The 25886-nt window shown below is 44.3% G+C and carries 24 protein-coding genes; 12 read left to right on the top strand and 12 right to left on the bottom strand.

The window, feature by feature from the left end; translation table 11 throughout:
* Positions 1 to 87: 87 nt before the first annotated feature.
* The gene (locus ABZM97_RS20585; RefSeq protein WP_250621890.1) at positions 88 to 576 is read left to right on the top strand and encodes an HPP family protein; all 489 of its coding nucleotides are present in this window, start codon (positions 88 to 90) and stop codon (positions 574 to 576) included.
* A gap of 107 nt (positions 577 to 683) precedes the next feature.
* Positions 684 to 2069, top strand: coding sequence for a sugar porter family MFS transporter (locus tag ABZM97_RS20590; RefSeq protein WP_087991843.1), 1386 nt, complete (start codon positions 684 to 686; stop codon positions 2067 to 2069).
* A gap of 36 nt (positions 2070 to 2105) precedes the next feature.
* Here the strand turns inward: ABZM97_RS20590 and htpG are convergent, their stop codons facing one another.
* Both htpG and ABZM97_RS20600 read right to left on the bottom strand, forming a co-directional pair.
* Positions 2106 to 3986: a molecular chaperone HtpG gene (gene htpG, locus ABZM97_RS20595; protein ID WP_087991842.1), complete on the bottom strand. Its 1881-nt coding sequence runs from the start codon at positions 3984 to 3986 to the stop codon at positions 2106 to 2108.
* A 166-nt stretch (positions 3987 to 4152) separates the two neighbouring features.
* Positions 4153 to 4404 (bottom strand): hypothetical protein, encoded by a 252-nt coding sequence (locus ABZM97_RS20600; RefSeq protein WP_087991847.1) that lies wholly within the window; start codon positions 4402 to 4404, stop codon positions 4153 to 4155.
* 117 nt (positions 4405 to 4521) lie between these two features.
* On the opposite strand from ABZM97_RS20600, the gene ABZM97_RS20605 reads away from it, so the two are divergent.
* On the top strand, positions 4522 to 5343 hold the full coding sequence (locus tag ABZM97_RS20605) for an SDR family oxidoreductase (protein WP_087991841.1): 822 nt from the start codon (positions 4522 to 4524) through the stop codon (positions 5341 to 5343).
* Positions 5344 to 6158: 815 nt separating this feature from the next.
* Here the strand turns inward: ABZM97_RS20605 and ABZM97_RS20610 are convergent.
* Positions 6159 to 7301, bottom strand: a complete 1143-nt coding sequence (locus ABZM97_RS20610) for a TetR/AcrR family transcriptional regulator (protein ID WP_087991839.1) — start codon at positions 7299 to 7301, stop codon at positions 6159 to 6161.
* A gap of 140 nt (positions 7302 to 7441) precedes the next feature.
* Here ABZM97_RS20610 and ABZM97_RS20615 point away from each other — a divergent pair, with 140 nt between their 5' ends.
* Together ABZM97_RS20615 and ABZM97_RS20620 are read left to right on the top strand one after the other, a co-directional pair.
* Complete coding sequence (locus ABZM97_RS20615; protein WP_087991838.1) at positions 7442 to 8779, top strand: aldehyde dehydrogenase family protein; 1338 nt, start codon at positions 7442 to 7444, stop codon at positions 8777 to 8779.
* 206 nt (positions 8780 to 8985) lie between these two features.
* Positions 8986 to 9453, top strand: coding sequence for an RDD family protein (locus ABZM97_RS20620; RefSeq protein WP_148963237.1), 468 nt, complete (start codon positions 8986 to 8988; stop codon positions 9451 to 9453).
* A 43-nt stretch (positions 9454 to 9496) separates the two neighbouring features.
* Here ABZM97_RS20620 and ABZM97_RS20625 read toward each other — a convergent pair whose 3' ends face one another.
* Positions 9497 to 10729, bottom strand: coding sequence for a PQQ-binding-like beta-propeller repeat protein (locus tag ABZM97_RS20625; protein ID WP_087991836.1), 1233 nt, complete (start codon positions 10727 to 10729; stop codon positions 9497 to 9499).
* A 100-nt stretch (positions 10730 to 10829) separates the two neighbouring features.
* Positions 10830 to 11255, bottom strand: a complete 426-nt coding sequence (locus ABZM97_RS20630; protein WP_202327812.1) for a DUF5391 family protein — start codon at positions 11253 to 11255, stop codon at positions 10830 to 10832.
* A 258-nt stretch (positions 11256 to 11513) separates the two neighbouring features.
* Between ABZM97_RS20630 and ABZM97_RS20635 the strand changes: the two genes are divergently transcribed.
* The gene (locus ABZM97_RS20635) at positions 11514 to 11969 is read left to right on the top strand and encodes an RDD family protein (protein ID WP_087991834.1); all 456 of its coding nucleotides are present in this window, start codon (positions 11514 to 11516) and stop codon (positions 11967 to 11969) included.
* 29 nt (positions 11970 to 11998) lie between these two features.
* On the opposite strand, the gene ABZM97_RS20640 is transcribed toward ABZM97_RS20635, so the two are convergent.
* The 3 genes from ABZM97_RS20640 to yxaF all read right to left on the bottom strand — a co-directional run bounded on the left by ABZM97_RS20640 (position 11999) and on the right by yxaF (position 14996).
* Complete coding sequence (locus ABZM97_RS20640; RefSeq protein WP_087991833.1) at positions 11999 to 13207, bottom strand: DUF418 domain-containing protein; 1209 nt, start codon at positions 13205 to 13207, stop codon at positions 11999 to 12001.
* A gap of 107 nt (positions 13208 to 13314) precedes the next feature.
* Positions 13315 to 14328 (bottom strand): quercetin 2,3-dioxygenase, encoded by a 1014-nt coding sequence (locus tag ABZM97_RS20645; protein WP_087991832.1) that lies wholly within the window; start codon positions 14326 to 14328, stop codon positions 13315 to 13317.
* 92 nt (positions 14329 to 14420) lie between these two features.
* On the bottom strand, positions 14421 to 14996 hold the full coding sequence (gene yxaF, locus ABZM97_RS20650) for a transcriptional regulator YxaF (RefSeq protein WP_087991831.1): 576 nt from the start codon (positions 14994 to 14996) through the stop codon (positions 14421 to 14423).
* A gap of 130 nt (positions 14997 to 15126) precedes the next feature.
* On the opposite strand from yxaF, the gene ABZM97_RS20655 reads away from it, so the two are divergent.
* Positions 15127 to 16197: an SDR family oxidoreductase gene (locus tag ABZM97_RS20655; RefSeq protein WP_087991830.1), complete on the top strand. Its 1071-nt coding sequence runs from the start codon at positions 15127 to 15129 to the stop codon at positions 16195 to 16197.
* 40 nt (positions 16198 to 16237) lie between these two features.
* On the opposite strand, the gene ABZM97_RS20660 is transcribed toward ABZM97_RS20655, so the two are convergent.
* On the bottom strand, positions 16238 to 16720 hold the full coding sequence (locus ABZM97_RS20660; RefSeq protein WP_087991829.1) for a DUF1433 domain-containing protein: 483 nt from the start codon (positions 16718 to 16720) through the stop codon (positions 16238 to 16240).
* A 3-nt stretch (positions 16721 to 16723) separates the two neighbouring features.
* Complete coding sequence (locus ABZM97_RS20665) at positions 16724 to 17221, bottom strand: DUF1433 domain-containing protein (protein WP_367387093.1); 498 nt, start codon at positions 17219 to 17221, stop codon at positions 16724 to 16726.
* A 61-nt stretch (positions 17222 to 17282) separates the two neighbouring features.
* Here ABZM97_RS20665 and ABZM97_RS20670 point away from each other — a divergent pair, with 61 nt between their 5' ends.
* The 3 genes from ABZM97_RS20670 (at position 17283) to ABZM97_RS20680 (ending at position 20891) form a co-directional block, all read left to right on the top strand.
* Positions 17283 to 18746 carry a lipase gene (locus ABZM97_RS20670; protein ID WP_367387094.1) on the top strand — a complete coding sequence of 488 codons (1464 nt, stop codon included), beginning with the start codon at positions 17283 to 17285 and terminating at the stop codon, positions 18744 to 18746.
* Positions 18747 to 18761: 15 nt separating this feature from the next.
* A complete protein-coding gene (locus tag ABZM97_RS20675) occupies positions 18762 to 19172 on the top strand; it encodes a hypothetical protein (protein WP_087991826.1) in 411 nt (136 codons plus the stop codon).
* A 141-nt stretch (positions 19173 to 19313) separates the two neighbouring features.
* Entirely contained in the window at positions 19314 to 20891 is a 1578-nt protein-coding gene (locus ABZM97_RS20680) for a Na+/H+ antiporter (protein ID WP_087991825.1), read from the top strand.
* 237 nt (positions 20892 to 21128) lie between these two features.
* Here the strand turns inward: ABZM97_RS20680 and ABZM97_RS20685 are convergent, their stop codons facing one another.
* Positions 21129 to 22160, bottom strand: coding sequence for a polysaccharide pyruvyl transferase family protein (locus tag ABZM97_RS20685; protein WP_367387095.1), 1032 nt, complete (start codon positions 22158 to 22160; stop codon positions 21129 to 21131).
* Between the two features lie 93 nt (positions 22161 to 22253).
* Entirely contained in the window at positions 22254 to 23402 is a 1149-nt protein-coding gene (locus ABZM97_RS20690) for a glycerate kinase (RefSeq protein ID WP_202327807.1), read from the bottom strand.
* Between the two features lie 194 nt (positions 23403 to 23596).
* On the opposite strand from ABZM97_RS20690, the gene gntR reads away from it, so the two are divergent.
* Positions 23597 to 24328 carry a gluconate operon transcriptional repressor GntR gene (gene gntR / locus ABZM97_RS20695; protein ID WP_367387096.1) on the top strand — a complete coding sequence of 244 codons (732 nt, stop codon included), beginning with the start codon at positions 23597 to 23599 and terminating at the stop codon, positions 24326 to 24328.
* A complete protein-coding gene (gene gntK, locus ABZM97_RS20700) occupies positions 24321 to 25862 on the top strand; it encodes a gluconokinase (RefSeq protein ID WP_367387097.1) in 1542 nt (513 codons plus the stop codon). Before gntR ends, gntK begins: the two co-directional genes overlap by 8 nt.
* Positions 25863 to 25886 lie beyond the last annotated feature (24 nt).

Below are 25886 nucleotides of genomic sequence, written 5' to 3' on the forward strand. Positions count from 1 at the left end.
ATTAAAAATTAAATTGACAGGTTATTTTATAACTATTATTCTATACCTACTGGAGGGATTCATTTGGAAAACAACTTCTTTTTGAAAATGAAAGGAAAAGGGAAAACACCTTTACAGGTAAATAGCAAAGATGCTGTTACAGGGCTTATAGGAGGATTTATCACCATATTGGCACTTGCTTCCTTGACCGCTTATACTTCAAGCTTATGGTTAATGGCACCTTTTGGAGCAAGCTGTGTGCTCGTATTCAGCGCTTGGAATGCTCCATTATCACAGCCGAGAAATGTGATTGGCGGCCATTTCATTTCTGCACTTACAGGGATTGTTGTCTTTGAGGTATTCGGGGCCCATCCATGGACCTTTGCATTAGGCACAGGACTTGCCATTTGCTTGATGATGCTGACTAAAACCACTCATCCTCCTGCCGGTGCAGATCCGATTGTTGTCATTCAAGGGGCGTATGCTTGGAGCTATTTAATATTTCCCGTACTTATTGGATCTGTCATCATCGTGATCATCGCTCTCGTTATCAATAACTTGCGCAAAAATCGCCAATATCCCGCATTTTGGCTTTAATGTTCAAAACAAATGTTTCAAATCAGATAGGGAAAGGGTACTCATTTATTAACTTTGTTAAACATATATGAGGTGCTCATTGGTTCAACAACTGAGGGGGAACATTTGTGAAGAAAGACATAAGGAAATATATGATCTACTTTTTCGGCGCTTTAGGGGGGCTGCTTTACGGTTACGATACGGGCGTTATCTCTGGAGCGCTGCTATTTATCAACAACGATATTCCTCTAACAACATTGACCGAGGGATTGGTCGTCAGCATGCTGCTTCTTGGCGCGATCTTCGGGTCTGCTTTAAGCGGCACATGCTCAGATCGCTGGGGCAGGAGAAAAGTTGTATTTGTCCTCTCCATCATTTTCATTATTGGTGCGCTCGCTTGCGCATTTTCTCAAACGGTCGGCATGCTGATTGCGTCTCGGGTGATTCTCGGATTGGCCGTAGGCGGTTCAACGGCACTGGTGCCTGTATATCTTTCAGAAATGGCGCCGACAAAAATCCGCGGAACACTGGGCACGATGAACAACTTAATGGTTGTTACCGGTATTTTATTAGCCTATATCGTCAACTATCTGTTCACGCCATTTGAAGCGTGGCGCTGGATGGTGGGGCTGGCTGCGGTGCCTGCTGTGCTTTTATTAATCGGGATCGCGTTTATGCCTGAATCACCAAGATGGCTCGTGAAACGCGGACGTGTAGAAGAAGCGAAAAACATCATGAAAATCACTCATGATCAAGAAAATATTGAACAAGAACTTGCGGATATGAAAGAAACGGAAGCAGGGGAAAAAGAAACAACACTCGGTTTGCTGAAAGCAAAATGGATTCGCCCCATGCTTCTCATTGGCGTCGGCCTTGCCGTTTTTCAGCAGGCTGTCGGCATTAACACGGTGATCTACTACGCGCCGACCATTTTCACGAAGGCCGGTCTCGGCACATCCGCATCAGTACTCGGCACAATGGGGATCGGCGTCCTCAACGTCATCATGTGTATCACCGCCATGATCTTAATTGACCGTGTCGGCCGCAAAAAGCTCCTGATCTGGGGAAGTGTCGGTATTACACTGAGCTTGGCAGCACTAGCAGCTGTGCTCCTGACACTGGGGCTCTCTACATCAACAGCATGGCTGACCGTCGTTTTTCTCGGTGTCTATATCGTGTTTTACCAAGCAACATGGGGGCCAGTTGTATGGGTTCTGATGCCTGAGCTCTTCCCATCCAAAGTACGCGGAGCCGCAACAGGCTTTACTACTTTGGTATTATCAGCGACCAACCTGATCGTGTCGCTCGTCTTTCCGCTGATGCTCAGCGCGATGGGCATCGCATGGGTCTTTACCATTTTTTCAGGGATCTGTCTGCTATCGCTTTTCTTCGCCTTCTACATGGTTCCTGAAACCAAAGGGAAAAGCTTGGAAGACATTGAAGCAAGCCTGAAACAACGGTTTAAAAAGAAGAACAGCAGCCAGAGCCAAGTGCTGAATGAGCGTACATTATAAAAAAGGAATCGTCTCACAGGACGATTCCTTTCTCTGTTACACCATAACCTTGCACATATTGTTCGTAAATTCCACAGGGTCCTGAATCGGCAGGCCTTCGATGAGAAGCGCCTGATTGTACAGGAGATTTGTGTACAGGCTCAATTTCTCTTTATCCTGTTCAAATGCATCCTGCAGCGTATTGAATACCTCGTGATTCGGGTTGATTTCCAGCACTTTTTCCGCCTGTACATTTTGGCTGTCCGGCATCGCGTTTAAGATTTTTTCCATCTCAATCGTGACTTCGCCGTCAGCAGCAAGGCAGACCGGATGTGATTTGAGTCGTTTTGAGATTTTGACGTTTTTCACTTTATCTGACAAAATGTTTTTCATTTCCTCAAACAGATCCTTATACTTGCTTTCCTCTTCCTCTGACTGCTTTTGATCCTCATCCGTGTCTATGCCAAGGTCTCCGCTTGATACGGATTTAAATTCTTTTTCCTGATAAGATGTCAGCATTTTAATCGCAAACTCATCAATGTCCTCTGTGAAGTAGAGAATTTCATAGCCTTTGTCCGCTACCATTTCCGTTTGCGGCAGTTTCTCAATGCGATCGTATGAATCACCTGTCGCGTAATAAATATATTTCTGCTCCTCAGGCATTCTCGATACGTACTCATCTAGGCTGACCAATTTTTTCTCTTTCGAAGAGTAGAATAATAAGAGGTCCTTCAATTGATCCTTATTCGCGCCATAATCATTGTACACGCCGAATTTCAGCTGTCTGCCGAACGACTTGTAGAACGTCTCGTATTTCTCTCTGTCTTTTTTCAGCAGGCTTTGCAGCTCGCTTTTGATTTTCTTGCTGATGTTTTTCGCGATCAGCTTCAGCTGACGGTCATGCTGCAGCATTTCCCTGGAAATGTTCAGTGACAGATCCTCAGAATCGACCATCCCCTTCACGAAGCTGAAGTGGTCCGGAAGCAGATCCGCGCATTTGTTCATGATCAGAACGCCATTTGAATACAGTTCCAAGCCTTTCTCATATTCTTTGGAATAATAGTCGAACGGCATGTTTTCAGGAATAAATAGAATCGCGTTGTAGCGTACGGCGCCATCCACACTGATATGAACGTGTGAGAGCGGTTTATCAAATCCGTAATGCTTTTCAGCATAGAACTTTTCATAGTCCTCATCTGTCAGCTCGCTTTTGTTTTTTCTCCAGATCGGCACCATACTGTTGACCGTCTGTTCTTCCTGCACCTCTTCAAATTCATTCTCGCTGTCTTCCTTCGGCTTATTAATGGTAGTATCCATTTTGATCGGGTAGCGAATGAAGTCGGAGTACTTTTTGATGATCGCTTTTAAACGATATTCTTCTAAGAATTCGTCATAGCTGTCATCTTCTGTGTTCTCTTTGATTGTCAGAATAATGTCTGTACCGATAGCATCCTTTTCACACGGCTCAATCGTATAGCCATCTGCGCCCGCAGACTCCCATTTATACGCCTCTTCGCTGCCGAGCGCCTTACTGATGACCGTCACGACATCGGCAACCATAAACGCCGCGTAAAATCCGACACCGAATTGGCCGATGATGTCATGTCCGTCCTTCTGCTCGTTTTCCTTTTTAAACGCGAGGGAACCGCTTTTTGCAATTGTGCCGAGATGCTGCTCAAGCTCGTCCTTTGTCATCCCGATCCCCGTATCAGAGATCGTTAATGTTCTAGCGCTTTTGTCAGCCGCGACCTTTATGTAATAACTGTCTTTATCAAACGTAAGCGCATCGTCCGTCAGCGCTTTGTAATAGATCTTGTCAATCGCGTCACTTGAATTGGAGATTAACTCACGAAGGAAAATTTCTTTTTGGGTGTAAATCGAGTTAATCATCATATCCAGCAGGCGTTTGGACTCTGCTTTAAATTCTTTTTTAGCCATTCTAGATCGCCCCTTTTTGATTTGTTATTAGGTTATGTAAACTCTTATCAGCATCTATTTATCACATACGGTGACAATTGTCAATTAGATTAATAGATGCATATATATGTAAATTTAACATGATTTAGATGCACTTTCACTATATATTCTCAAAAAAGAGAGGTCATCACCCTCTCTTTTTTACTGCGCCATTCCAGCGGCCAAACTCTCGCTTCATCCAAATATGCACCGGGTAGAAAAACAACCCGAACGGTATCAAAAATAATATATTATGCCATGAAGCATTTAGAAACGCGCGGGCTGTAACCGGAAACGTAATCTCTTTGAATAGAAAAGAGATGACAGTCAGCACAACAAACGCGGACGGAATCGTGACGAAGCAATAAAACTTGAGCTCCTTCTTATGCTGCACCTTCAACACACACAAACCCCCCAACAATTTCTAGTCCATCTTAACATATGTTGGCATTTCTTTTCTCGCATGTTTATCACTGCACATAGCGGGAAGACAAATAGAAAAAGGAGGACTCGTGTTATGAGAAGACTTGAAAACAAAACCGCAGTCATCACAGGCGCAGCGACAGGCATTGGGCAAGCGACGGCAGAGGTTTTTGCCAATGAAGGCGCGCGTGTGATGATCGGAGACATTAATGAAGACCAAATGATAGAAACCGTTGAAGCGATTAGAAAAAACGGAGGACAGGCGGACGCCTTTCACCTCGATGTGTCAGATGAAAACAGTGTGAAAGCATTTGCGGATCAAATCAAGGATGCTTGCGGTAACATTGATATTCTGTTTAATAACGCCGGGGTTGATCAGGAGGGCGGAAAAGTGCACGAATATCCCGTTGACCTGTTTGACCGCATTATCGCCGTCGACCTGCGCGGCACGTTTCTTTGCAGCAAATACTTGATTCCGCTCATGCTCGAAAACGGAGGCTCCATCATCAACACCTCCTCCATGTCAGGCCGGGCCGCGGACCTCGATCGCTCCGGCTACAACGCCGCAAAAGGCGGAATCACCAATCTGACAAGAGCGATGGCGATTGATTACGCAAGAGACGGCATCCGCGTCAATTCCATTTCACCGGGCACGATCGAAACGCCGCTGATTGACAAATTAGCAGGTACCAAGGAACAGGAAATGGGCGAAACATTCCGTGAAGCCAACAAGTGGATCACGCCGCTCGGACGCCTCGGTAAGCCGAAGGAAATGGCAACAGTGGCGCTGTTCCTCGCCTCAGACGACAGCTCATACGTCACAGGAGAAGATATCACCGCAGACGGCGGCATTATGGCTTATACATGGCCTGGGAAGATGTTGATTGATGAGAAGTGGAAGGAAGAAACGAAATAAACGAAATAAACATGGTCTGCGCAATATATGTATTACGATCCATACATTAATTAACATTAAAAGGGAGCTCAGCCTTGACCACGAGGTTAAGCTCTCTCTTCATTTGCTCCTAATTATTTTTCTCTATCTGTAAAAAAGAGATGAAAACTACTTATTGTATTCATATTTATTTTACATACTGTCAATTCTACCTTACAATATATTTAGCATTTATTGGGAGTTGATAGAATGAAATTGCTGTATACCTATATCATTTTAGGAGGTTTCATAAGCATATCTCTTTCTTGTTTTTTTCAGTTAGGTATTTTTAATCTCGCTTTATATCTTATCTATTTAAACTATGCACTTTTTTTATATAAACGAGCTAAAAACGCCAAAAGTTCAAATTAATACTTAGTATATCCCTTAACAGATTGTCAAAAATAGAGAAAGTAAAATCTTGTAGGATAAAGAATTCACTCTTACAAGTTCTACATATAGAAAGGTACGCAATTTATGTCACAAAACAAACTTCTCTTTTTACTCTTTTCACTTTCTTCTATCGTTCACTTGCTCTTCAATGCAATTTTAGACCCCACTGTAAGCTGGAAAGCTTGGTTGGTGAACGTTGCTCAAATTCTTTTGGCCCTTCTATTTTTAAATCTCACCTTGAAAGAAACTCAAAAGACCAAGTGATATAACGACACAAAGCCCGAACTGAGTATCCGGGCAAATGTATATCCGTTGGAAGCGTTACCTCTCTCAGGTTTTCTTTTCAAAACCTACTGAAGTTACTCCCCAGCCTTCCATTTCAACCGCAGGCTGGTTTCTCTCGTTTATAGCAAGACAACCTTATACTTCTTCACATCCAAAAACTGCAAAAACTCCCTCGCCAGCACTTCCGGCGCATGCGCTTTTCCTTCATCAAGCCGATACAAAATCAGCCCTATAATCATCGCGGATACATAATAGGCGTAAAGTTTTTTCTCCGCATGAATGTCAGTCTGCTGATGCAGGTAAAACGATTCCAGCGCTTTGAACATATCAGGTATCACATGAGGAACACCCCATTCCCGATTGAGAAAAGGGACAATGGGCATGTTTGATAAAGCAGAAAGCAGACTGGCTAGCGCCTCCTCCGCATCCTTTAAAGAAAGCTCATTCGGACTTGAGGCAATCGTCAGGTGATCTATAATCTCCGCACATGATTGCTGAATCATGGTCTGCAGCAATTCCTCTTTGCTGGCATAGTGATCATAAAAGGTTGCGCGGCGGATATTGCTTTTCCGGGTCATGTCAGAAATCGTGATGGCCGCGTAGTCTTTTTTCTCTGCCAATACGTCCAGCAAAGCCTTCTGCAACGCTTCTCTCGTTCGAACCACACGCCTGTCGATTTGCTTGTCCTCCTGCCGCTTCCTTGACGGGGCCTGTCCAAACAGCCAATAAAACCGCTTTTGAGAAACGAGCTCCCATACCTTTTGGCTGATGGCTTCCGGAGAAGCGTCCGCATCCTCATGCAGCCAATAGAGGATAATCGCGTACGTGTACAAAGCCCGATAATGTCCGTAAATCTCCTGTTCGATCGGCGTCAGATTCACATTGACCGGAGCCAGCAAAACATCCAGCTGAAACACATCCTTAAAAAAACGATGAAAATGTCCTCTATTCATCATCGTGCCAAAAAAGGATCGATGCTCGCGGACAAAGGACAGAGTCGGATGCACGGTGTGCCGTTTTTTATTTAAATGGAGTGTGTCCATATGCTTGAAGGCGTCATAGAGCGCTTCACCCAGCCCTTCCTTCATGTCTTCGATCACATTCTCAATAATAGAGAACTTGTCTTCATAATAAAGGTAGAGCGTCCCGCGGCTCACTTTGGCCTTTTCAGCAATTTCTTTCATCGTGATGTGTTGAATGTCTCTTTCTTCCAATAAAGCCAGCAGCGCCTGTTTCACTTGAGCTTCAGCAGATTCCGCCACAAAAACACCCCCAGTCATTAGACAGATATTCGATATATGTACGGTAACGTATAGATGGTTCACCGTTGTCTTTCTTATAGAAAAGGTACCACTTTATAATAGGTCCGAGAAAAGAAGAAAGCAAATGAGGGGGATTTACAATGGAACAGCAAATAAAAGACGACATTCAGCGTGTGTTTCAGCTTCAGAAAAAACAGCAAAAAGCATTACGAGCTTCAACAGCGGAACAGCGCAGAGAAAAGCTTCAGCGCTTTTTAGATTCTGTGATCGCCCATGAGGAAGAAATCACCGAAGCGATCCGCAAAGACGTCCGCAAACCATATCACGAGGTCAAAAAAGCGGAAATCGAAGGAACAAAAAAAGCAATCCGAGATAATATGAACAACCTGGAAAAGTGGATGGCGCCTAAAGAAGTCGGTTCATCGTTAAGCCCCGAGGCAAATGGGATTCTCATGTACGAGCCAAAAGGCGTAACACTTATCCTTGGCCCGTGGAACTATCCGTTTATGCTCACAATGGCGCCGCTTGCCGCTTCTCTCGCAGCCGGAAACAGCGCGATTGTGAAGCTGTCCGATTTTACGATGAACACAAGCAACATTGCCGCTAAAGTAATCCGAGATGCTTTTGATGAAAAAGAAGTCGCGATTTTTGAAGGAGAGGTTGAGGTGGCAACCGAGCTTCTGGATCAGCCATTCGACCATATTTTCTTCACCGGAAGCACAAATGTCGGAAAAATCGTCATGACAGCGGCTGCCAAACACTTGGCATCTGTCACACTTGAGCTTGGCGGCAAGAGCCCGACAATCATTGACAGTGAATACGATCTCATGGACGCAGCGAAAAAGATCGCCGTCGGCAAATTCGTAAACGCCGGCCAAACCTGCATCGCACCTGATTATCTGTTCATTAAAAAAGATGTGCAGGACAAGTTCGCGGGCATTTTACAAACAATCGTCAACGCAGGATTTATGGAGGATGATCGCAATCCGGACCGCAGCAAATTTACGCAGATTGTCAACGACCGCAACTTCAACCGCGTCAAAGACCTGTTCGACGACGCTATCGAAAAAGGTGCGGAAGTCGTGTTCGGCGGCGTATTCGATGCCAGCGACCGCACGATCTCGCCAACCGTTTTGAAAAACGTCACGCCCGACATGAAAATCATGCAGGAGGAAATCTTCGCACCGATCCTGCCAATGATGAATTATGAAGACATCGACGAGGTCATCGATTACGTAAATGACCGCGATAAACCGCTTGCGCTTTATGTATTCAGCCACAACCAAGGCCTGATCGACAACGTCCTTCAGCATACAACATCAGGCAACGCAGCCATTAACGATGTTGTCGTTCACTTCAGTGACGTCAACCTTCCATTCGGCGGCGTCAACACAAGCGGGATCGGCTCCTATCATGGCGTATATGGATTTAAAGAGTTTTCTCACGAAAAAGGTGTATTGATTCAAGCCTCTAAATAATCATAGTTAAGAGAATCTGCATTACTCTGCGGATTCTCTTTTTTATCATCCTATTAACCTAAAGGCAAAAAGGAAAATAGAAGAAATGAATAGTAATAAAATACTGTTTTTGCTACGAGACCAAATTCCTCTAGTATATCTCATTGAAACCGCACAACCTCTCACGTATAATATCCCAGAAAACTTCAAAGGAGAGAATTTTATACATGGAAAAACCAGCTGGATTTTGGATTCGGGCAGTTGCCTCTATTATTGATGATTTGATTATCTATTTTTTTGCTTTTATTATGATTTTTATTAACACCTTCATTGTCCTGCCTCTCATTGATGCAGGAAGCCCTTATATGACAGAAGGAGAATATAAATTTTATGTGCTGGTATTCGGAACAATCCCTGTTATAGCCATCATCTATATCTTCGGCATTCTTTATTATAGCTTGCTGACTTCTTCAAAAATGCAAGCAACACTGGGCAAAAAACTCATGGGCATCATCGTTGTCAATCAGTATGGCGAGCGTCTTTCTTTTTGGCACAGCTTTGGCCGTTTCTTCGCTTACATACCATCAGGCATTTTGTATATCGGTTACATTATGGCGGCTTTCCCCTCTAAACTGGCATTACACGATTATATTTGCGGGACAAAGGTTATCTATAAAAGTAAAAATCTCGATTGATTACCAAAAAAAGGCTGACGAGATAACCTCGCCAGCCTTTCTGCTATTTCCCAAAAGCCATTAGCTTCGTATAGCTTCCAATATAAAGCGTTCCGTCCTCAGCAAGCTGAGGAGATGACACGACGTTGCTGTCGGTTTGATAGCTCCATAATTCATTGCCGTTTGAGTCCGCCGCATAAACCTTCATATCATCTGACCCGAAATAAACCGTTCCTTTCGCATCAATTAGCGGTGCCGTTCTGACAGGGCCTCCTGTGTAGAATGACCAGTTCATATCTCCGTTTTTGCTGATGGAAAACAGCTCGCCGCTTCCTGAACCGATGTAGATATTGCCATTATGGTCGATCGCAGGCGATGAACTGGAGAACCCGTTAAGCGGAAATGTCCATTTTAAGCTGCCTGTTGACGTATACGCATACAGCTGTCCGTCTTGGTTACCGGCATAAACGTTGCCATCCTTATCAATCACTGGATATCCTTTAAACGCATTTGACGTCGTTCTGGACCATTTCACCTGTCCGGTTCCGGAGTTGATCGCATAAAACACGTAATTATATGTGCCTACATATACAGTGCCGTTTTTGGCAAGCACCGGCACAGAGCTGACGACACCATTTGTTTTCAACTTCCAGCGTTCTGTCCAAGTTGATTTTGACGTCGGTTTGATCGCGTGAACATAATTATCAAGTGTTGAGAAGTACAACGTGCCGTCTGAACCGATCACCGTTTCAGAGCTTGGCCCGCCGCTTAATGGGACCGTTGTTAGAATCTCGCCTGTTTCCTTGTCGATAAAATAAATCTTTTTGTCATAGGATGCCAGATAGATAACGCCGTTGGTTCCGAGTACGGGAGATTGCGTGAATGTTTTTCCCAGATTGCCTGTCACCCATTTGACTGAGCCATCCGGATGAAAAGCTTTCATTTCCCCATCTCTGGAATGAAGATATACTGTGCCGTCTTCATCAATCACAGCCCCCGCTCCATTTTGAGGAGTCGTTCTGATGTCGTTTTGCCATTTCAGTGTCCCGTCTGTATTTCCGGCGAACCGGCTTTCGCGTGACCAGTTAAACATGGCAGGCGCCATCGCTTGTACATCATACCTTCCTGTTAAAAAGCCGGATGCTCCATTATTTTGAGAAAACACCGTTTCCGCCGCATAAGCAGCTGTTGGCTGAAGCACTTTGGCAGCGGGCACATCAGAAACAGCGCCGACTGACACAGCAGCCGCCACCGCGGCTCCCGCAATCAAAGCTTTCATGCGAAATGAACTGACCATCATTGAGACCCCCATTATATGTAATTTCTAATTTGTGATCATCATAACATATTCATCCATTTTATAATTCTACTTCACAAAACCATCACAAACTAGAAAACTATGTAAGGCTGTTCGCGGACGTTTTTTCAGCAACAGAACGAAAAGCAGCCACAAACCAAATGATGTTGACAGCAGCCGCGGCGAAACAAACCACAATCACAAAGACCACCTCAGAAAGCAGCTGGTCACTGAACAAACCATACATCAAGATAAAACCGGCCGAAGAGAAATGAATCAGCAACCCAAAACCGCAAAGCACCGCCATTACATACCTCATCGCATCAACTCCAAGCATGTAAATAACAAAAGGAATGAAATACATCACAAGGATCATACCGATAGCTGACCACATGCCGACTGAGTTAAATTGATTGGCCGCCGCTCCCGTTCCGGCCAGCGGCGAAAGTGAAGCAGCGGCAATCACGGCACAAAAAAGAAACGCAGAAATGATTGTTGCGATCGCCACCCTGTTTTTTCTAGACATCAAACCCCTCCCTCAAATGAAAATATTAACATATATCATTATAATGTAATCTAAATGAGAAATTCATTATATTTTAAAGAAAATGACAGAATGCAGAAAATGAGATTCGCTTAAATGTAGTAGATTTATATAGTAAAGACACAGGGATAAAAGACTCATTTTTCAGGCATATCAGGATTTTATCACCATATCATATTGCGCATATTATTTTTTCAAAGTATACTATTCCAGATTCATTCAAAGGAGAGAGAAAAAGACATGGAAAAAACAGCAGGATTTTGGATTCGTTTTTTAGCTTATTTTATTGATGGCATTATTGTATCTGTTCCTAGTTATATTATTCTATTTATTATCAATAGTGTGTTTATAGCTGGATCTGTGGCAACAGACCCTTACATGACAGAAGAGGAGTATCTCGTGAAATACATGACGTTCGCATTTTTGCCTACCATGCTGATCATGCTCGTCATCTGTGTGTTATATTACGGTCTGCTCACAGCTTCTAAAATGCAGGGCACACTCGGCAAAAAAATTCTTGGCCTGAAAGTGGTCAATGAACAAGGCGATCGGGTTTCTATCGGACAGGCAATCGGCCGTTACTTTGCATACATCTTATCTGGAATTATCTTTTATATTGGCTTTATCATGATCGGCTTCGGAGAGAAAAAAGGTCTGCATGACATCATTTGCAAAACACGTGTCGTGTATAAATAATAGAAGAAAGTCTAGACACCAATAGGCGTCTAGACTTTTGTTTTCTTTACCATAGGCTGCCACGCCAGATACGTAGCGCTCCTCCACAGCCACTCAAACGGCCCCATCCGGAATACCCGAAGCCAAAGGTGGCTGAAGACCATCTGAACGGCACAAACAGCAATCGTAATGAGCACGCCGGCAGCAGGATACACTTTCCCGTACAGCCCCAAGCCGTAATGATAGAATATCCACGTACACACGATAGACTGCATCAGATAATTGGTAAACGCCATCCGTCCAACAGCGGAGAATGATTGCAGCACTGTTTTTACTCTTGTTTTATGATAAAGATAGACAACCGTTGTGACATAGAAAAACATGAGGAAGGGCGCGCCAATCAGCAAAAATACTTGCCTATCCGTTACACTGTACAGCACTTGTGCGCTGATGCCGATGACAAGCCCAGCCATCCACACGCTTTTCAAGCCTTTGCGATGCTTTCCGGGTTCATGCAAATATCGTGACTTCGCCGCCGCAGCCCCCAGCAAAAACATGCTGAAATAAGGAATGGATGCAAAGAAGAAGCTGATCGGGTTATACGTAAGCATGCCATTCGAAGACATGTAAACAAGACGATCGTGGATCCGCTGTTCCGCAATCTCCTTCAAGCTGCCGCTTCCGTACGCATGGAGCGCTTGTTTTGCCTGCTGAGTTACCGCTTGAGTCCATTCCTGTCCGTTTGCTTGATAAAAGCTTGTCAAAATGAACGGTATGGTAAACAAAAGATACAAAGAGAGCGCCCATATCAGCAGTGTTTTCGGCTTTGCTTTTCGAAATAAGAGCAGAACAAAACCGAGCAGGGCGTATTCCGTTAAAATGTCCCCGTCCCAAATCAAAAAGGCGTGAATGGTTCCAATCAAGAGAAGCGCCGCTAACCTTCTCGCATAGAGCGGAACAAACCGTTTCCCTTTGCTTACTGCCCTCTCCATCATAACAACCATGCCGAATCCAAATAAAAAGGAAAACAATAAAATACATTTTGTTTGGATGAAGAATGTCAGTATGTCTGTTACTGCAAAATCAGCTTCAGACCACTTTTCTGTAAAAAAGTTCTCTTTTCCAAGCATAGACAAATACATATCCGGATAACTGAAATGGGCCAGATTGACAAATAAGATCCCGAAAATCGCCATTCCCCTTAGCACATCAAGCACGCCGATCCGTTCATTTGCCAAAGTCGGCTGTAATGAAACCATATCTATCACGCTCCTTTTTTCTGTACCCTAAGAGTATGAAAAAAAGAAACGCAGAAACATCGATTTAGGTGACACACAGGCATGGAAACCTTACAATCTTGTTATCTTTATGGTTTCATGACCTTTAAATCTAATGCTTCGATATTTTGCAAAACGCGGTCAAATCGCAGCGCCTGAGGCTCACTTGGATAGATGTGGCCTTCATACGGCTCACCTAACGTCCGGAAAAACGGTTCAAATAAGCCTGGAACCAATACGCCCACCATCTTTGTATAATGGGAATCCAGACGATAGGAATGAACGGTATTCTTTGGAACATGCAGAAAATCTCCAGGGTTCAGCTGAATTTCCTGTCCATTTGCCCACATCGTCATCTGCCCTTCTAAGCAATAAAATGTTTCTGTATGATGTTCATGGTAGTGATCAACGATCCGTTCGCCTTTAGGGCCATCCGATGATACGACGATAAACTGGCCGTCTGTATTTTTTTGTGCAGCCACAATGCGGTGAAGCTGATCTCCCGTCACCAGGCGGTCGCCTTCTCCAGACTCAAGCACGTATGGAACAGCTCCATCTGGAAGCTCTGTAAGTTCCGCTAACTTTGCCGCACCGGAAGGCTTTTCTTCATCAAGAAATGCAATGTCCGCCACAGTCGCCGCTTCTGCAAATCGCTCGTTTGACACCTCCTCGCTTGCGTACGGAGGATGTTCAGCGTAATCATATGGATTCCCAATAACGGAATACATGTGCGCTACATTTCCCTTCATCGTGTAAGACACCAGTCGCGTTCTGTGGCTCTGCATCTGGTAGCTGTGCGGTGTTCCGGCTGGAATGTTCGCATAATCGCCTGATACTAATAAATAATGTTCTCCATCAAGCGTCAGCTCAAGCTTTCCGTCCAAAACGAGAATCCCTTCATGTGTATCCTTGTGGACGTGAAGCGGAAAGGCATCTCCTTTTCCCCCGGAAAGCAGCACGATCTCAAACAGATCGCCTGTACTCTTCCCATTCGCCATCACCGTGGCGACTTGTCTTCCGAACAAATAGCGCTCACCTTCTCCGCTGCGGAGCAAATAAGGCATTTTTTCTTTAGGCAATGAATGTTCACATAATGTTTTCATATATCGTTTCCTCCAATTTAGACCAGTCTATATATTAAAATATACATTACTAGACCGTTCTATATAATTGTAGGAGAAAGGATAACAAAACGCTACCCTTTTTTTCTCACCAGCACTGGAATTTGTTCGGCAATGAGAAGAAGAGGCGTTTTGACTTTATTCGTTAACGAAAGCATGATGCCGCCCTCGATCATCGAATTGATCAGCATTCCAAGCTGATTCGCTTCTTCTTCTGCAAATCCGTTTTCCATTAGTTTTCTGGCAAAAACCGCTTCCCAGCTTTTAAACACCTTCATGCAAACCGTCCGCAGCGGTTCACTGATTAATGCTGTCTCACTCGCAAGCAAACCGACTGGAAGGCCTTGAATGCTTTCTGTATTGTCAAACTGGCTGGCTGTTTTTTTGATAAATTGCTGAATCGCTTCTATTGGATCAGAGAATTCATCCATGCTTTGCTGTATCAGATGTTCAATCAGTTTTCCTGTATATGTAACCGCTTCAACTGCTAATTCTTCTTTGCCGTTCGGGAAAAAGTGATAAAGCGATCCCTTAGGAGCACCGCTTTCTTTCACAATCTGGTTCAAACCCGTCGCGTGATATCCTTGAAGCTGGAACAGACGTGACGCCGTGTGAAGAATTTTTTCGCGTGAATCTCCTCTGCTAGTCATTAAAACATTCCCTCCTAGGTATGGTAGAGCGACTTATATAATATAAAAAAGAACCCTGTGATTGTCAAAAAGGGGTAAGGACCTCCCGGATGGGGTAAATGTAGAAAAACAGCGTCTAGGAGGAATCTCAATGACAAACGATGATTCACTCACGAATACGGAAAAGCTTGAACAACAGAACCCGGGCACGAAAAAGAAGCTCAGATTGAAACAACTCAAGGATCAAGTGATCGTGATTACCGGCGCCTCAAGCGGAATCGGACTTGTCACTGCGCGAATGGCAGCTGAAAAAGGCGCGAAGGTTGTGGCAGCAGGGCGAAATGAAGAGGCTTTGAAGGATCTTACTGAAGAATTAAAGGAAAAAGGGCACGACGCGATATGGGTGAAGGCGGATGTCGGGAAAGAAGAAGACATCAACCGCATCGCAGAAACCGCGATCAGCACATTCGGCCGCTTTGACACATGGGTCAACAATGCCGCCGTCTCGACTTTCGGGCACGCCATGGATGTCACCGTCGAAGACATGAAGCGCATGTTTGACACAAACTTCTGGGGACCTGTTTACGGAACAAGAGCGGCCGTCAAACACTACACCAGCAGAGGCGTGCCGGGCGCACTCATCAATGTGGGAAGCCTGTTCGGCGACAGGGGAACCGTCATTCAATCCACATACGCGTCAGCCAAGTTCGCGCTTCACGGCTGGACGGAAAGCATTCGGGTGGAGCTCGAGAAAGAACAGGCGCCCGTCTCGGTTACGCTCATCCATCCGGGCAGAATTGACACGCCTTACAACGAGCATGCTCACAGCTACCTCGACAAACAGCCGGCTCATTCCCGCTCCATGATCTATCCGCCGGAAGCGGCCGCCGAAGCCATCCTGTTTGCCGCCGAACACTCGAAGCGCGACATGTACATCGGCTCACAGGCAAAAGCCATCGCCATGCTGGGCGCTCTTTTCCCCCGGCTGACCGACAAACTGATGGAAAAAATCATGTACCACAGCCAGCATGCCGAAAGACCGTCCAAGCCGCGTGAAGAAGGCGCGCTTTATCATGCGGGCTACGGCATGCATGACAGGGGGACAAATAAAGGATGGCTGCGGTCCAGAAGCTATTACACGCAAGCTACGAAGCGCCCGATTGTATCCGCGGCTGTTGTTGCCGGACTGTTGGCTTGGGGAATGGCGAAGAGGCGGAAGTAAACCGATCACTAAAATAAACAGGCGTTTTGCCTGTTTATTTTCACTCTCCTATATCTCTTAAATACTGTTCACGCTCTTTTTTATCAGGGTAAGCGGTTTTGATGTATTTATCTTTTACTTCTTTGCTGTATTCGCTCCAATCTGTAAAACGATTACCTACATCCTCAGAGTAACTCATTCCGTCCACTTTATTGGAATCATAAATTAAATCTGCTGAGAAATAAAACTTATCTGGATTGTCATTTATATAATCATTCACTACTATTCTTCCCATCGGATTTATAGTCACTTTATCTTCAAAAGTTACAGACTTTATAAAATGATGAATATCCTCTTTTCTTAACTCTTCTTCTATTTTTGGCTTCATTTCCTCGACGTATGCTTCAGTTTTTTCTTTGCTACCTATGTATTTTTTACTTTTAGAAGTGTCTGACGTTTTTTTGATTTCATAAATAAAGCCAACCATTACGAGTAACAAAACGCTAACAAAAGCTAATAGTTTAAATGGCGCTTGTTTTTTCATAGATTATTTTATTTCCCCTATGTCTTTTAAATATTGTTCTCGTTCTTCTTTCGATAAACTATTTAAAAAGTCTTCTTTGACCTCTTTATCAAAATCATCCCAGTTTTCAAATCTATCTCCTAAGTCTTTTGAAAAACTCATGCCATCTACTTTGTTGGAATTATAGATTAAATCAGCAGAAAAATGAAACTTTTCTGGCTCCCCGTTCACATAACCATCCATAATGATTCTTCCCATGGGGTTTATTTCTATATTTTTTTCAAAGGTTATCGTTTTTATAAATTGATGAATGTCTTCTTTCCTTAATGCTTCTTCTACTTTCGGCTTCATTTTTTCTGCATATTCTTCCGCTTTTTCTCGATCGCTTTTTTCTTCACTGTTCATATTTTTATTGCCCCCAGTTGTTTCTTTTGTATTGGTTTTATAAAAATAGAAATATAAGGAACCCGCTAAAATTATTATTATAGCTCCTGCAACAATCATTTTCTTCATGGTTATCATTGGCAATTCACCCTTTTTATTTTATTATACAAGATATGTATAAAGTTTAGGAGTGGCTTAGTTGGCTAAAAATAAGTCTATGAAAATTTCGGATAAGGATTTCAACCGTATATCGAGTGCATCCTACGATAATCAAAACTATCATATTGGTGAGATTATTTATACTAGCAATGGGCAAAAGCTATACGTTATCGATTATAAAAAAACAGAAAAGGGCCTTAACGCCCTCACACTTGTTACTAGAGAGGATTATCGTAATTCCCATGAAGGCAAACACCCTGAAAAAATCCAAAACGCCATCATCGCGTACCGCGGATCAGAACCTATCAGCCCGGGTCAATTACAAGACACAATAAAGCCATATCGTGAAGAGCGGGAACAGCTTATTAAAGAATTAGAGAAAAAGGGAATCAACATTCCTAAAGATGAAGATGGTTCTTTCTATGACTACGCACAAGGGGTTCCTGAATATTCAAATGAGATTTTACAGGATTGGCTCCATATGGATACCAGTTATTTGGTTGGCAAAAAACCATTTGATGACGGGACGGAGAACCAAGCCATTCAGGCAGATCAATATGCAAAAAAAATACATAAAGACTTTAAAAACGCTGACATTCAAGTCACCGGTCACTCATTAGGCGGTTCTAATGCAAGCTATGCAGTCGTGATGAATGACTTTATCAAACGCGGCGTTACTTTCGAAAATCCTAACATATATGAAAACCTGCCTGAGGATGTCAAAGCCCGAGCATTAAAAGGGGATTTCCGCAGCCGTTTAACAGAATATATTAATTTAAATGATGGATTATCTTTGTTGAATCGGGATGCTGCTGAAATAGGTAATGTGAAAGTGATGTATGACGAGGCTTTGCCGAACGGTGTACAAAATAATCGCCTTCCTGATGCAGTAAAGATGTTGGGCCTTGCATTTAAACGTTACAACAATCAATCTCTTGATGTATCACTATTTGTCGAAGCCTTGATGGGAAGTCACAATCTGGACCGATATAACTTCAATTCAGATGGCTCTGTCCAAACTGTTGATGATGTGTTAAAAAACAATCCTGACTTTGCATTAACGATGCTTAAGCAAATGAAATCAACCAATGTGAAAGCCAATACAGGTGTTTCAATCCTCATTAAGTCGCATGTATTGATGAATACATGCACACAGTTAAAACATATCGCTGAATTGGAATGGTCTAGGATTATTCGTGAGATTGAAAGAATTGATGACAAAGTAAAGGATTCTATTGAGGATGTCAGGAACATGCATGCACGAATGGTTGGTTTTGGCGCATATGATGAATTAGCCATTTCTGATGTCGATGATCTGATCAATAAACTTAAAATGAACAAACCGCATCACCTTTTTTACTCAAAAGAAAAATATGATCAGGCAGTAGATGCCGCGCTTCATTTACAGCACTTGCTTCAGATGGTTGCAGATGACCTTGGACATATGGGACACGCTTACCATGATGCAGATCTGGCAGCAGCAAGCCGGATGGGGATTTCATAAGGGAGAGAAAGAGACATGGATTTTATGAATAAAAAACCTACAGATGCAGACCGTTTTATGCAAAGAGTGACAAGCCAGCATTCAACCACTTCGCTTTTTTCAAATGCCCATCTAGATACATCTGAAATGACACCAGAACAATTGGCGGCGTACAAAGAGAAGAAAAGACAAGAACAAAAATTGGCGCTGATGAATTCAATCAAAAAACAATTAAGCTATGCTTTTCAAGAAGACCGTAAGAATTTATCTTCGATCAAAGATAATATCACAGATGCCGAGCTGGCGGTTAAGACAAAGCGGGACATTCTCGACCATCATATGTCAGGAAAAGCGATTGACAGTGTCACGGATAAAATGAAGGATCATCTATCTTTTGATAAAGTTCGTTCTCATGTATCGAGTGTAGTCAATTCCATTGGCTTATAGAATAAAGAACCAAAAGCCGGCAAATTGCCTGCTTTTTTGCTTTTCCGCAGACTGGCAAAGGACTGTTTTACATATGATATGATTACCAATGACAAAATGAGGGTAATTTTTTAGTTACACAATTCATAAAAGGAGGTTCTAATGGAACACTTAGATTTGCATCATATTTTCGAACTAGGTTTTTTGTTGGTCATGATTGCAGCCGGTATTACCGCGATTGCCAAGAAGTGCAGACAGCCTTATCCGATCGCACTCGTGATTGTCGGCACGATCATTGGACTTGTACATATTCCGCTCTTCGAACCGCTGAAAGATTTTATTACTGAAGGAGAAGTCTTTAACTTCGTCATCATTACGCTGTTCTTGCCGGCTTTATTAGGAGAAGCTGCCCTGAAGCTGCCCTTTTCCCATTTGCGGGAAAATAAGCGCCCCGTTCTGGCGCTGGCCTTCGGCGGCACACTCATCTCGTTTCTGATCGTCGGCTTTTCTTCCATGTGGCTGATGCATTTGGCCATTCCGGCGGCGTTTGTTTTTGCCGCGCTGATGAGTGCGACAGACCCAGTTAGTGTGCTGTCCATTTTCAAAAGCGTCGGTGCGCCGAAAAAGCTTTCGATTGTCGTTGAAGGAGAAAGCCTGTTCAATGACGGGCTGGCGGTAGTGCTGTTCAACATTTCCGCCTTTTACTTAATGACTTATTTAGATCTCGGCATTCAAGGCGCCGGTTTAGGCTTGTGGGAGTTTGTCAAAGTCATTTCCCTCGGCCTCATTATCGGAGGCGCTCTAGGATTTGTCTTTTCCCAGCTCACCAAGTATTTTGATGATTATCCTTTAGAAATTATTTTTAGTATCATTCTGTTTTACAGCTCATTTCTATTGGCGGAAATGGCAGGTGCCTCCGGCGTAATCGCTGTCGTAGTCGCCGCGCTTATATTCGGCAATTACGGCGCAAAAATCGGCATGAGCCCGACGACCAAGCTGAATATCAATAACTTTTGGGACGTCGCCGCCTTGCTCGCGAACTCCCTTGTCTTTTTGATGGTCGGACTTGAGATCACGAGAATTGACCTGACTGACAAATGGGGTTTGGCGATTATGGCGATTGTCATTGTGCTTATCGCCCGAAGTGCCGCCGTCTATATCAGTCTGGCCTTTATTAAGAAATTTCCGGCGACATGGAAACATACCATCAATTGGGGCGGGCTGAAGGGCTCTCTGTCCATTGCCCTTGTACTGAGCCTGCCGAGAGACTTCCCGGGGCGTGAAGACATTCTGATTTTCGCCTTCAGTGTCGTTTTATTCTCCCTTGTTGTTCAGGGGCTTACCATTAAGCCGCTTCTGGAACGGTTAGGCGTGAATCAAAAGGAAGAGGGCAATCAGGAATATGAGGAATTGCTTGCAAAAGGACACCGGCTAGAAACCGCTATCCAGGAAGTCCAGCAAGTCAAACACAATTTGCTGATACACGAAGCTGTCTCCAGCGAACTGACAGACCAATACAAAGAAGAAGTCAGCCAGCTGCATCAACAAACAAACCAATTGTTCGAAACATACCCGGAACTCAAAAACAAACAGCAAACCATCTTGAAAAAACATTCGTTATACGCCCAGTACCAAGCGATCGAGAACTTATCAAAGGAAGATATCATCTCAAACGAAGTGGCTGAGAAAGAGCAAGCGCGGATCATTGATGAAATCGTTTCTTTGGAAAACGATCATTAACGCAAAAAAGCAGACTGTCATCAGTCTGCTTCAGATTGTTGACAAAATCCTAAAACGGTTTAGTTTTAGGATTTTGTCATCTTGTCAGCGTGATTGAAAACCCTTGAAGTCTAGGAAGGACGAGCATTGGAGCGGAGCGAATGTTATCATTCGTGAGCACCAACGCGCAGGACTGACAACGAATGCGAGGGTTTGTCGACACGCTGAAAGCAGACTGCCATCAGTCTGCTTTTTCTTTTATGATTTGAAAAAATCAACCAGCGGCTGAAAATCCCTGGATAAATCAACTTCATTCGGTTCTGCTTGAAGCAGGCGGTCAATCATGCGCTCCAGTTCCTTCATATCATGTTGATCTGTGTATTCAATGAAGTTTAAGCTTTCGAGCCAATCCCGGTACGAATGTTTAGCTTTGCCGTAACTGTTTCCAAAGACAAGGCAAGGTGTTTTGGTAATAATCGAGAAAATCATCGCGTGAAGACGGTCGGTGATCACCAATTTACTGGAACCGATGCGGTCAAGCATCTCCATTAAATGTTTTTCACGATCGGCGTAATCAATGGTGTCTACCGTGTCCAGCACCGTATCGGTACGTTCCGTATAGGTTGTTTTTTCTGCCCATTTTCTCATCTGTGAAATAAAATCTTCGTCGGTCACTTTCTCCTTATCCGCTCTTAAAATAAAGAGAACGCCGTCCCGCTCAAGCTCTCTCGGTACAATATCCAAGGAGAGCACCATATCCGGTGTAAAAATCACATTAGAATTGAAGGTCTCTTTCACAACATCCAGCGTCTGTGTCTCACGCGCGGCAATCGTTAAATTAGAATTTTGATGGTACGCGTCCTGTGTTTTTTTCTTTTCTTTATTTCCAGCGTCTGTGTCTTCAAAATAAACGGATTGCGGCAGAGAAATCGATTTATAGTCCTTAAACGCCGAGAAAACCTTCCTTCTGTCTTCCTCAATATCGAGATAAAGGTTTCCTAAATTTCCTCCGCCGGTAAAGCAGACAATATCGTCTTCACGGATGATCTCCTTCACCAGTTCAATCCCCTCATCTGTCGCATAATCCATAATTTCAATATATTCATAATACGGAAAATGATTTTTTATAAATTTCTCTTCCGCATACGCAATCGCTTGGTCACCAATGTTTGTGTAACTCGGGGAACCAAACAAAAATACTTTTCGTTTATCATGTAACAGGGCATCTGGCTCGACATTTGGCGCAATGCCTTTTACGAGTTTTTTGCCTTTGATTTCTTGTACAGTCATATCTTTGTCCTCCTTCTGGGATGATTGCCTCATTGTGTAGTTAACTGTCTCTACCCAAAAAGGAGGATGGCTATGCATCGGCATGTGCGCCGGCTATATCAGAAACATCGTTTTCGCCAATTTGATGGATGCTGCAATGTCCCGAGCCGTTCTTTCCATGTATTCTGCGGCATGTTCAAACGCGTCTTCAAGAGGCACGGCGCCGGGAACGATGCTGAAAAGCGCATCAATTCCGTGCTGATAGACGGCATCACTGTCTCGTGATACCGATCCCGCTATGCCGATGACGGGCACATCGTATGATTTAGCCGCTTTGGCCACGCCGATCGGTGTTTTCCCATAAATCGTTTGGCTGTCAATCCGCCCCTCACCGGTAATCACAAGATCCGCATCCTGAACTTCATCTTCAAAATCAACCGCTGCAAGCACAATATCAATGCCTCTTTTCAAATCAGCATGCAGAAAAGCCAGCAGCCCCCACCCAAGACCGCCCGCTGCGCCGGCGCCCTTTATTTCCCTGCAGGCTGTTCCGAGCGCTTTTTCTGCCACATCCGCGAAATGGGTTAGGTTCTGGTCCAGCACTTCCACCATGTCGTCTGTCGCGCCTTTTTGCGGCCCGAAGACAGCCGCAGCTCCTTTTGGCCCGATTAACGGATTGTCCACGTCGCAGGCGACCTCCAGTTTGACATTCTCCAATCTGGAATCAAGCTCGCTGATATCGAGTGATGCGAGCTGAGATAACGCGCCGCCTCCGAACCCGATCTCACGACCTGATTCATCAAGAAGCCTTCCGCCCAATGCTTGAATCATCCCGGCTCCTCCGTCATTCGTTGCGCTTCCGCCGATCCCGATGATCAAACGCTCTGCGCCCGCGTCAAGAGCGGCTGCCATTAATTCTCCCGTCCCCCTTGTTGTCGTGACGAGCGGATTGCGCCTTTCAACAGGCACGAGATGAAGCCCTGAAGCGGCTGCCATTTCAATCACAGCTGTTTTCCCATCTCCCATCATGCCAAAAAACGCTTTCACCGGTTCTCCCAGCGGCCCCGTGACAACCTGTTCTTTGATCCATCCGTTTGTGGCATCAACCAGAGACTGAACGGTGCCCTCACCGCCATCCGCCATCGGCATTTTTCTGTAATCGGCATTCGGAAAAACCGATTTGAAACCTCTTTCTATCGCGTCAGCGGCATCCAAAGCTGATAAGCTTTCCTTAAAAGAATCAGGTGCAATGATGATTTTCATCCAAATCGCCTCTTTCAAAACATGATTCACTTACACGATCTATCTCCAATGTATCATATCAGGTTTGGAAATACATACCATCAGTTATGGTAAAATTTTAATAAAAATTAGAAATGAAAGTGTTTGCATAAATGAAACATTCACGTTATCATACTTGTATACAAGTATACTCCTTGAGTAAGGAAGGTGAGTGTATGCTAGACTCCAAAGACCTGTTGTATCCCGCAAAATGGCTCTCAAAAGCGTCAACTGGTGTTCGTGTCGCATACGAGCTGAGGATGCGGATCATTTCAGGCCTGATTGAAAGCGGTACCATTTTGTCAGAAAATACGATTGCCGCCGAGTTTTCCGTAAGCCGTTCGCCGGTTCGCGAAGCGTTAAAAATACTCGCATCCGAAAAAATCATCCGCTTAGAACGAATGGGGGCGGTTGCAATTGGGTTAACTGAGAAGGAAATCACGGAAATTTATGATGTGCGTTTACTATTAGAAACATTTGTCTTTGAACGGCTTGTCAAAATCGACATTGAGCCCTTAGTCAAGGACCTCAGCAAAATACTTGAAATGATGAAAGTCTCCATCAAATACGAGGACGTAGATGAATTTTCATTTCAAGACGTGCTGTTTCATGAAACGATTATCCGTGCGATCGACCATTCATACATTCAGATGATCTGGAACAATCTAAAACCCGTTATGGAAAGCTTTATTCTTTTATCAATGCGGGCACGATTAAAAGAAAAACACGAGGATTTCACAAGGATTTTAGATAACCATGAGCTTTATATTCAGGCCATTAAAGCAAAAGACAGGGCACTGATGATTCAGTCTCTTCACCAAAATTTTGATGATGTGCAAGAAAAGGTAGAAGACCTGTGGCTCTCACAACAAATGCTGGCAAAAGGAGCTGAACACAATAATGACTAGTTATATGTTAGGAATCGATATCGGCACGACAAGCACAAAAGCTGTGTTGTTCAGTGAAAACGGAGACGTGGTACAGAAAGAAAGCATCGGCTACCCGCTCTATACACCGGACATCTCAACGGCTGAACAAGACCCTGAAGCGATTTTTCAGGCCGTCATCCAAACAACCGCGAGAATCACAAAACAGCATCCGCAAAAACAGATCTCATTCATATCATTCAGCAGCGCCATGCACAGCGTCATCGCAATCGATGAAAATGACCAGCCGCTGACGCCATGCATCACGTGGGCCGACAACCGGAGCGAAGGCTGGGCGCATAAGATCAAAGATGAATTGAATGGGCATGAGGTGTACAAGCGGACAGGAACACCGATCCATCCGATGTCGCCGTTAAGCAAAATCACCTGGATCACGAACGAACAAAAAGAAATCGCTTCCAAAGTAAAAAAATATATCGGCATCAAAGAGTACATTTTCAAACAGCTGTTCAATGAGTATGTAATCGATTACTCCATGGCATCAGCGACAGGCATGATGAACCTGAAAAGCTTGGATTGGGACGAAGAAGCACTGCGCATCGCAGGCATCACGCCGGACCACTTATCAAAACTCGTGCCAACGACTGAAATCTTTCAGCATTGCAGCCCGAAATTAGCGATACAGATGGGAATCGATCCGGAAACACCTTTTGTCATCGGCGCCAGCGACGGCGTGCTGTCCAATCTCGGCGTCAACGCCGTTAAAAAGGGTGAAATTGCCGTCACCATTGGGACAAGCGGTGCTATCCGGACAATTATTGATCAGCCGCAAACTGATGAAAAGGGACGGATTTTCTGCTACGCCTTGACGGACAAGCACTGGGTCATCGGCGGACCGGTAAACAATGGGGGCATCGTGCTTCGCTGGATCAGAGACGAATTTGCCTCTTCCGAAATCGAGACAGCGACACGGCTCGGGATTGATCCATATGACGTGCTGACGAAGATCGCCCAACGCGTCAGACCCGGTTCCGACGGTTTGCTGTTCCACCCATATCTCGCCGGAGAACGCGCTCCGCTGTGGAATCCAGATGTACGCGGCTCATTTTTCGGCCTGACGATGTCGCATAGGAAAGAGCATATGATACGGGCTGCATTAGAGGGGGTCATTTACAACCTGTACACGGTGTTCCTGGCGTTAACCGAATGCATGGATAGCCCGGTAACCCGCATCCAGGCGACAGGGGGATTTGCAAGGTCGGAGGTTTGGCGCCAAATGATGGCGGATATCTTCGAATCACAGGTTGTCGTTCCGGAAAGCTACGAAAGCTCATGTCTTGGCGCCTGCATTTTAGGCCTGTATGCGACAGGAAAAATTGATTCATTCGACGCCGTGTCCGACATGGTCGGCAGCACGCACAGACACACGCCGATCGAAGACTCAGCCAAAGAATATAGAAAATTAATGCCGATTTTCATTAATCTCTCAAGATCATTAGAGAATCAATATACACAAATTGCAGATTATCAGAGAGGCTTAATCACACACAACTAGTACATGACACGAAGGGGAGGGCAC

The organism is Bacillus vallismortis (assembly GCF_040784915.1).
GTDB classification, from domain to species: Bacteria; Bacillota; Bacilli; order Bacillales; family Bacillaceae; genus Bacillus; species Bacillus subtilis_G.

Bases quoted from the DNA above. Each gene is read 5' to 3' on its own strand.
- ABZM97_RS20685 (WP_367387095.1), bottom strand. From the start codon at position 22,160: ATGACTGTACAAGAAATCAAAGGCAAAAAACTCGTAAAAGGCATTGCG.
- gntK (WP_367387097.1), top strand. From the start codon at position 24,321: ATGACTAGTTATATGTTAGGAATCGATATCGGCACGACAAGCACAAAA.
- ABZM97_RS20640 (WP_087991833.1), bottom strand. From the start codon at position 13,207: ATGGTTTCATTACAGCCGACTTTGGCAAATGAACGGATCGGCGTGCTT.
- ABZM97_RS20585 (WP_250621890.1), top strand. From the start codon at position 88: ATGAAAGGAAAAGGGAAAACACCTTTACAGGTAAATAGCAAAGATGCT.
- ABZM97_RS20680 (WP_087991825.1), top strand. From the start codon at position 19,314: ATGGAACACTTAGATTTGCATCATATTTTCGAACTAGGTTTTTTGTTG.
- ABZM97_RS20690 (WP_202327807.1), bottom strand. From the start codon at position 23,402: ATGAAAATCATCATTGCACCTGATTCTTTTAAGGAAAGCTTATCAGCT.
- yxaF (WP_087991831.1), bottom strand. From the start codon at position 14,996: ATGACTAGCAGAGGAGATTCACGCGAAAAAATTCTTCACACGGCGTCA.
- htpG (WP_087991842.1), bottom strand. From the start codon at position 3,986: ATGGCTAAAAAAGAATTTAAAGCAGAGTCCAAACGCCTGCTGGATATG.
- ABZM97_RS20635 (WP_087991834.1), top strand. From the start codon at position 11,514: ATGGAAAAAACAGCAGGATTTTGGATTCGTTTTTTAGCTTATTTTATT.
- ABZM97_RS20645 (WP_087991832.1), bottom strand. From the start codon at position 14,328: ATGAAAACATTATGTGAACATTCATTGCCTAAAGAAAAAATGCCTTAT.
- ABZM97_RS20620 (WP_148963237.1), top strand. From the start codon at position 8,986: ATGGAAAAACCAGCTGGATTTTGGATTCGGGCAGTTGCCTCTATTATT.
- ABZM97_RS20675 (WP_087991826.1), top strand. From the start codon at position 18,762: ATGGATTTTATGAATAAAAAACCTACAGATGCAGACCGTTTTATGCAA.
- ABZM97_RS20630 (WP_202327812.1), bottom strand. From the start codon at position 11,255: ATGTCTAGAAAAAACAGGGTGGCGATCGCAACAATCATTTCTGCGTTT.
- ABZM97_RS20655 (WP_087991830.1), top strand. From the start codon at position 15,127: ATGACAAACGATGATTCACTCACGAATACGGAAAAGCTTGAACAACAG.
- gntR (WP_367387096.1), top strand. From the start codon at position 23,597: ATGCTAGACTCCAAAGACCTGTTGTATCCCGCAAAATGGCTCTCAAAA.
- ABZM97_RS20605 (WP_087991841.1), top strand. From the start codon at position 4,522: ATGAGAAGACTTGAAAACAAAACCGCAGTCATCACAGGCGCAGCGACA.
- ABZM97_RS20665 (WP_367387093.1), bottom strand. From the start codon at position 17,221: ATGATAACCATGAAGAAAATGATTGTTGCAGGAGCTATAATAATAATT.
- ABZM97_RS20625 (WP_087991836.1), bottom strand. From the start codon at position 10,729: ATGGTCAGTTCATTTCGCATGAAAGCTTTGATTGCGGGAGCCGCGGTG.
- ABZM97_RS20660 (WP_087991829.1), bottom strand. From the start codon at position 16,720: ATGAAAAAACAAGCGCCATTTAAACTATTAGCTTTTGTTAGCGTTTTG.
- ABZM97_RS20615 (WP_087991838.1), top strand. From the start codon at position 7,442: ATGGAACAGCAAATAAAAGACGACATTCAGCGTGTGTTTCAGCTTCAG.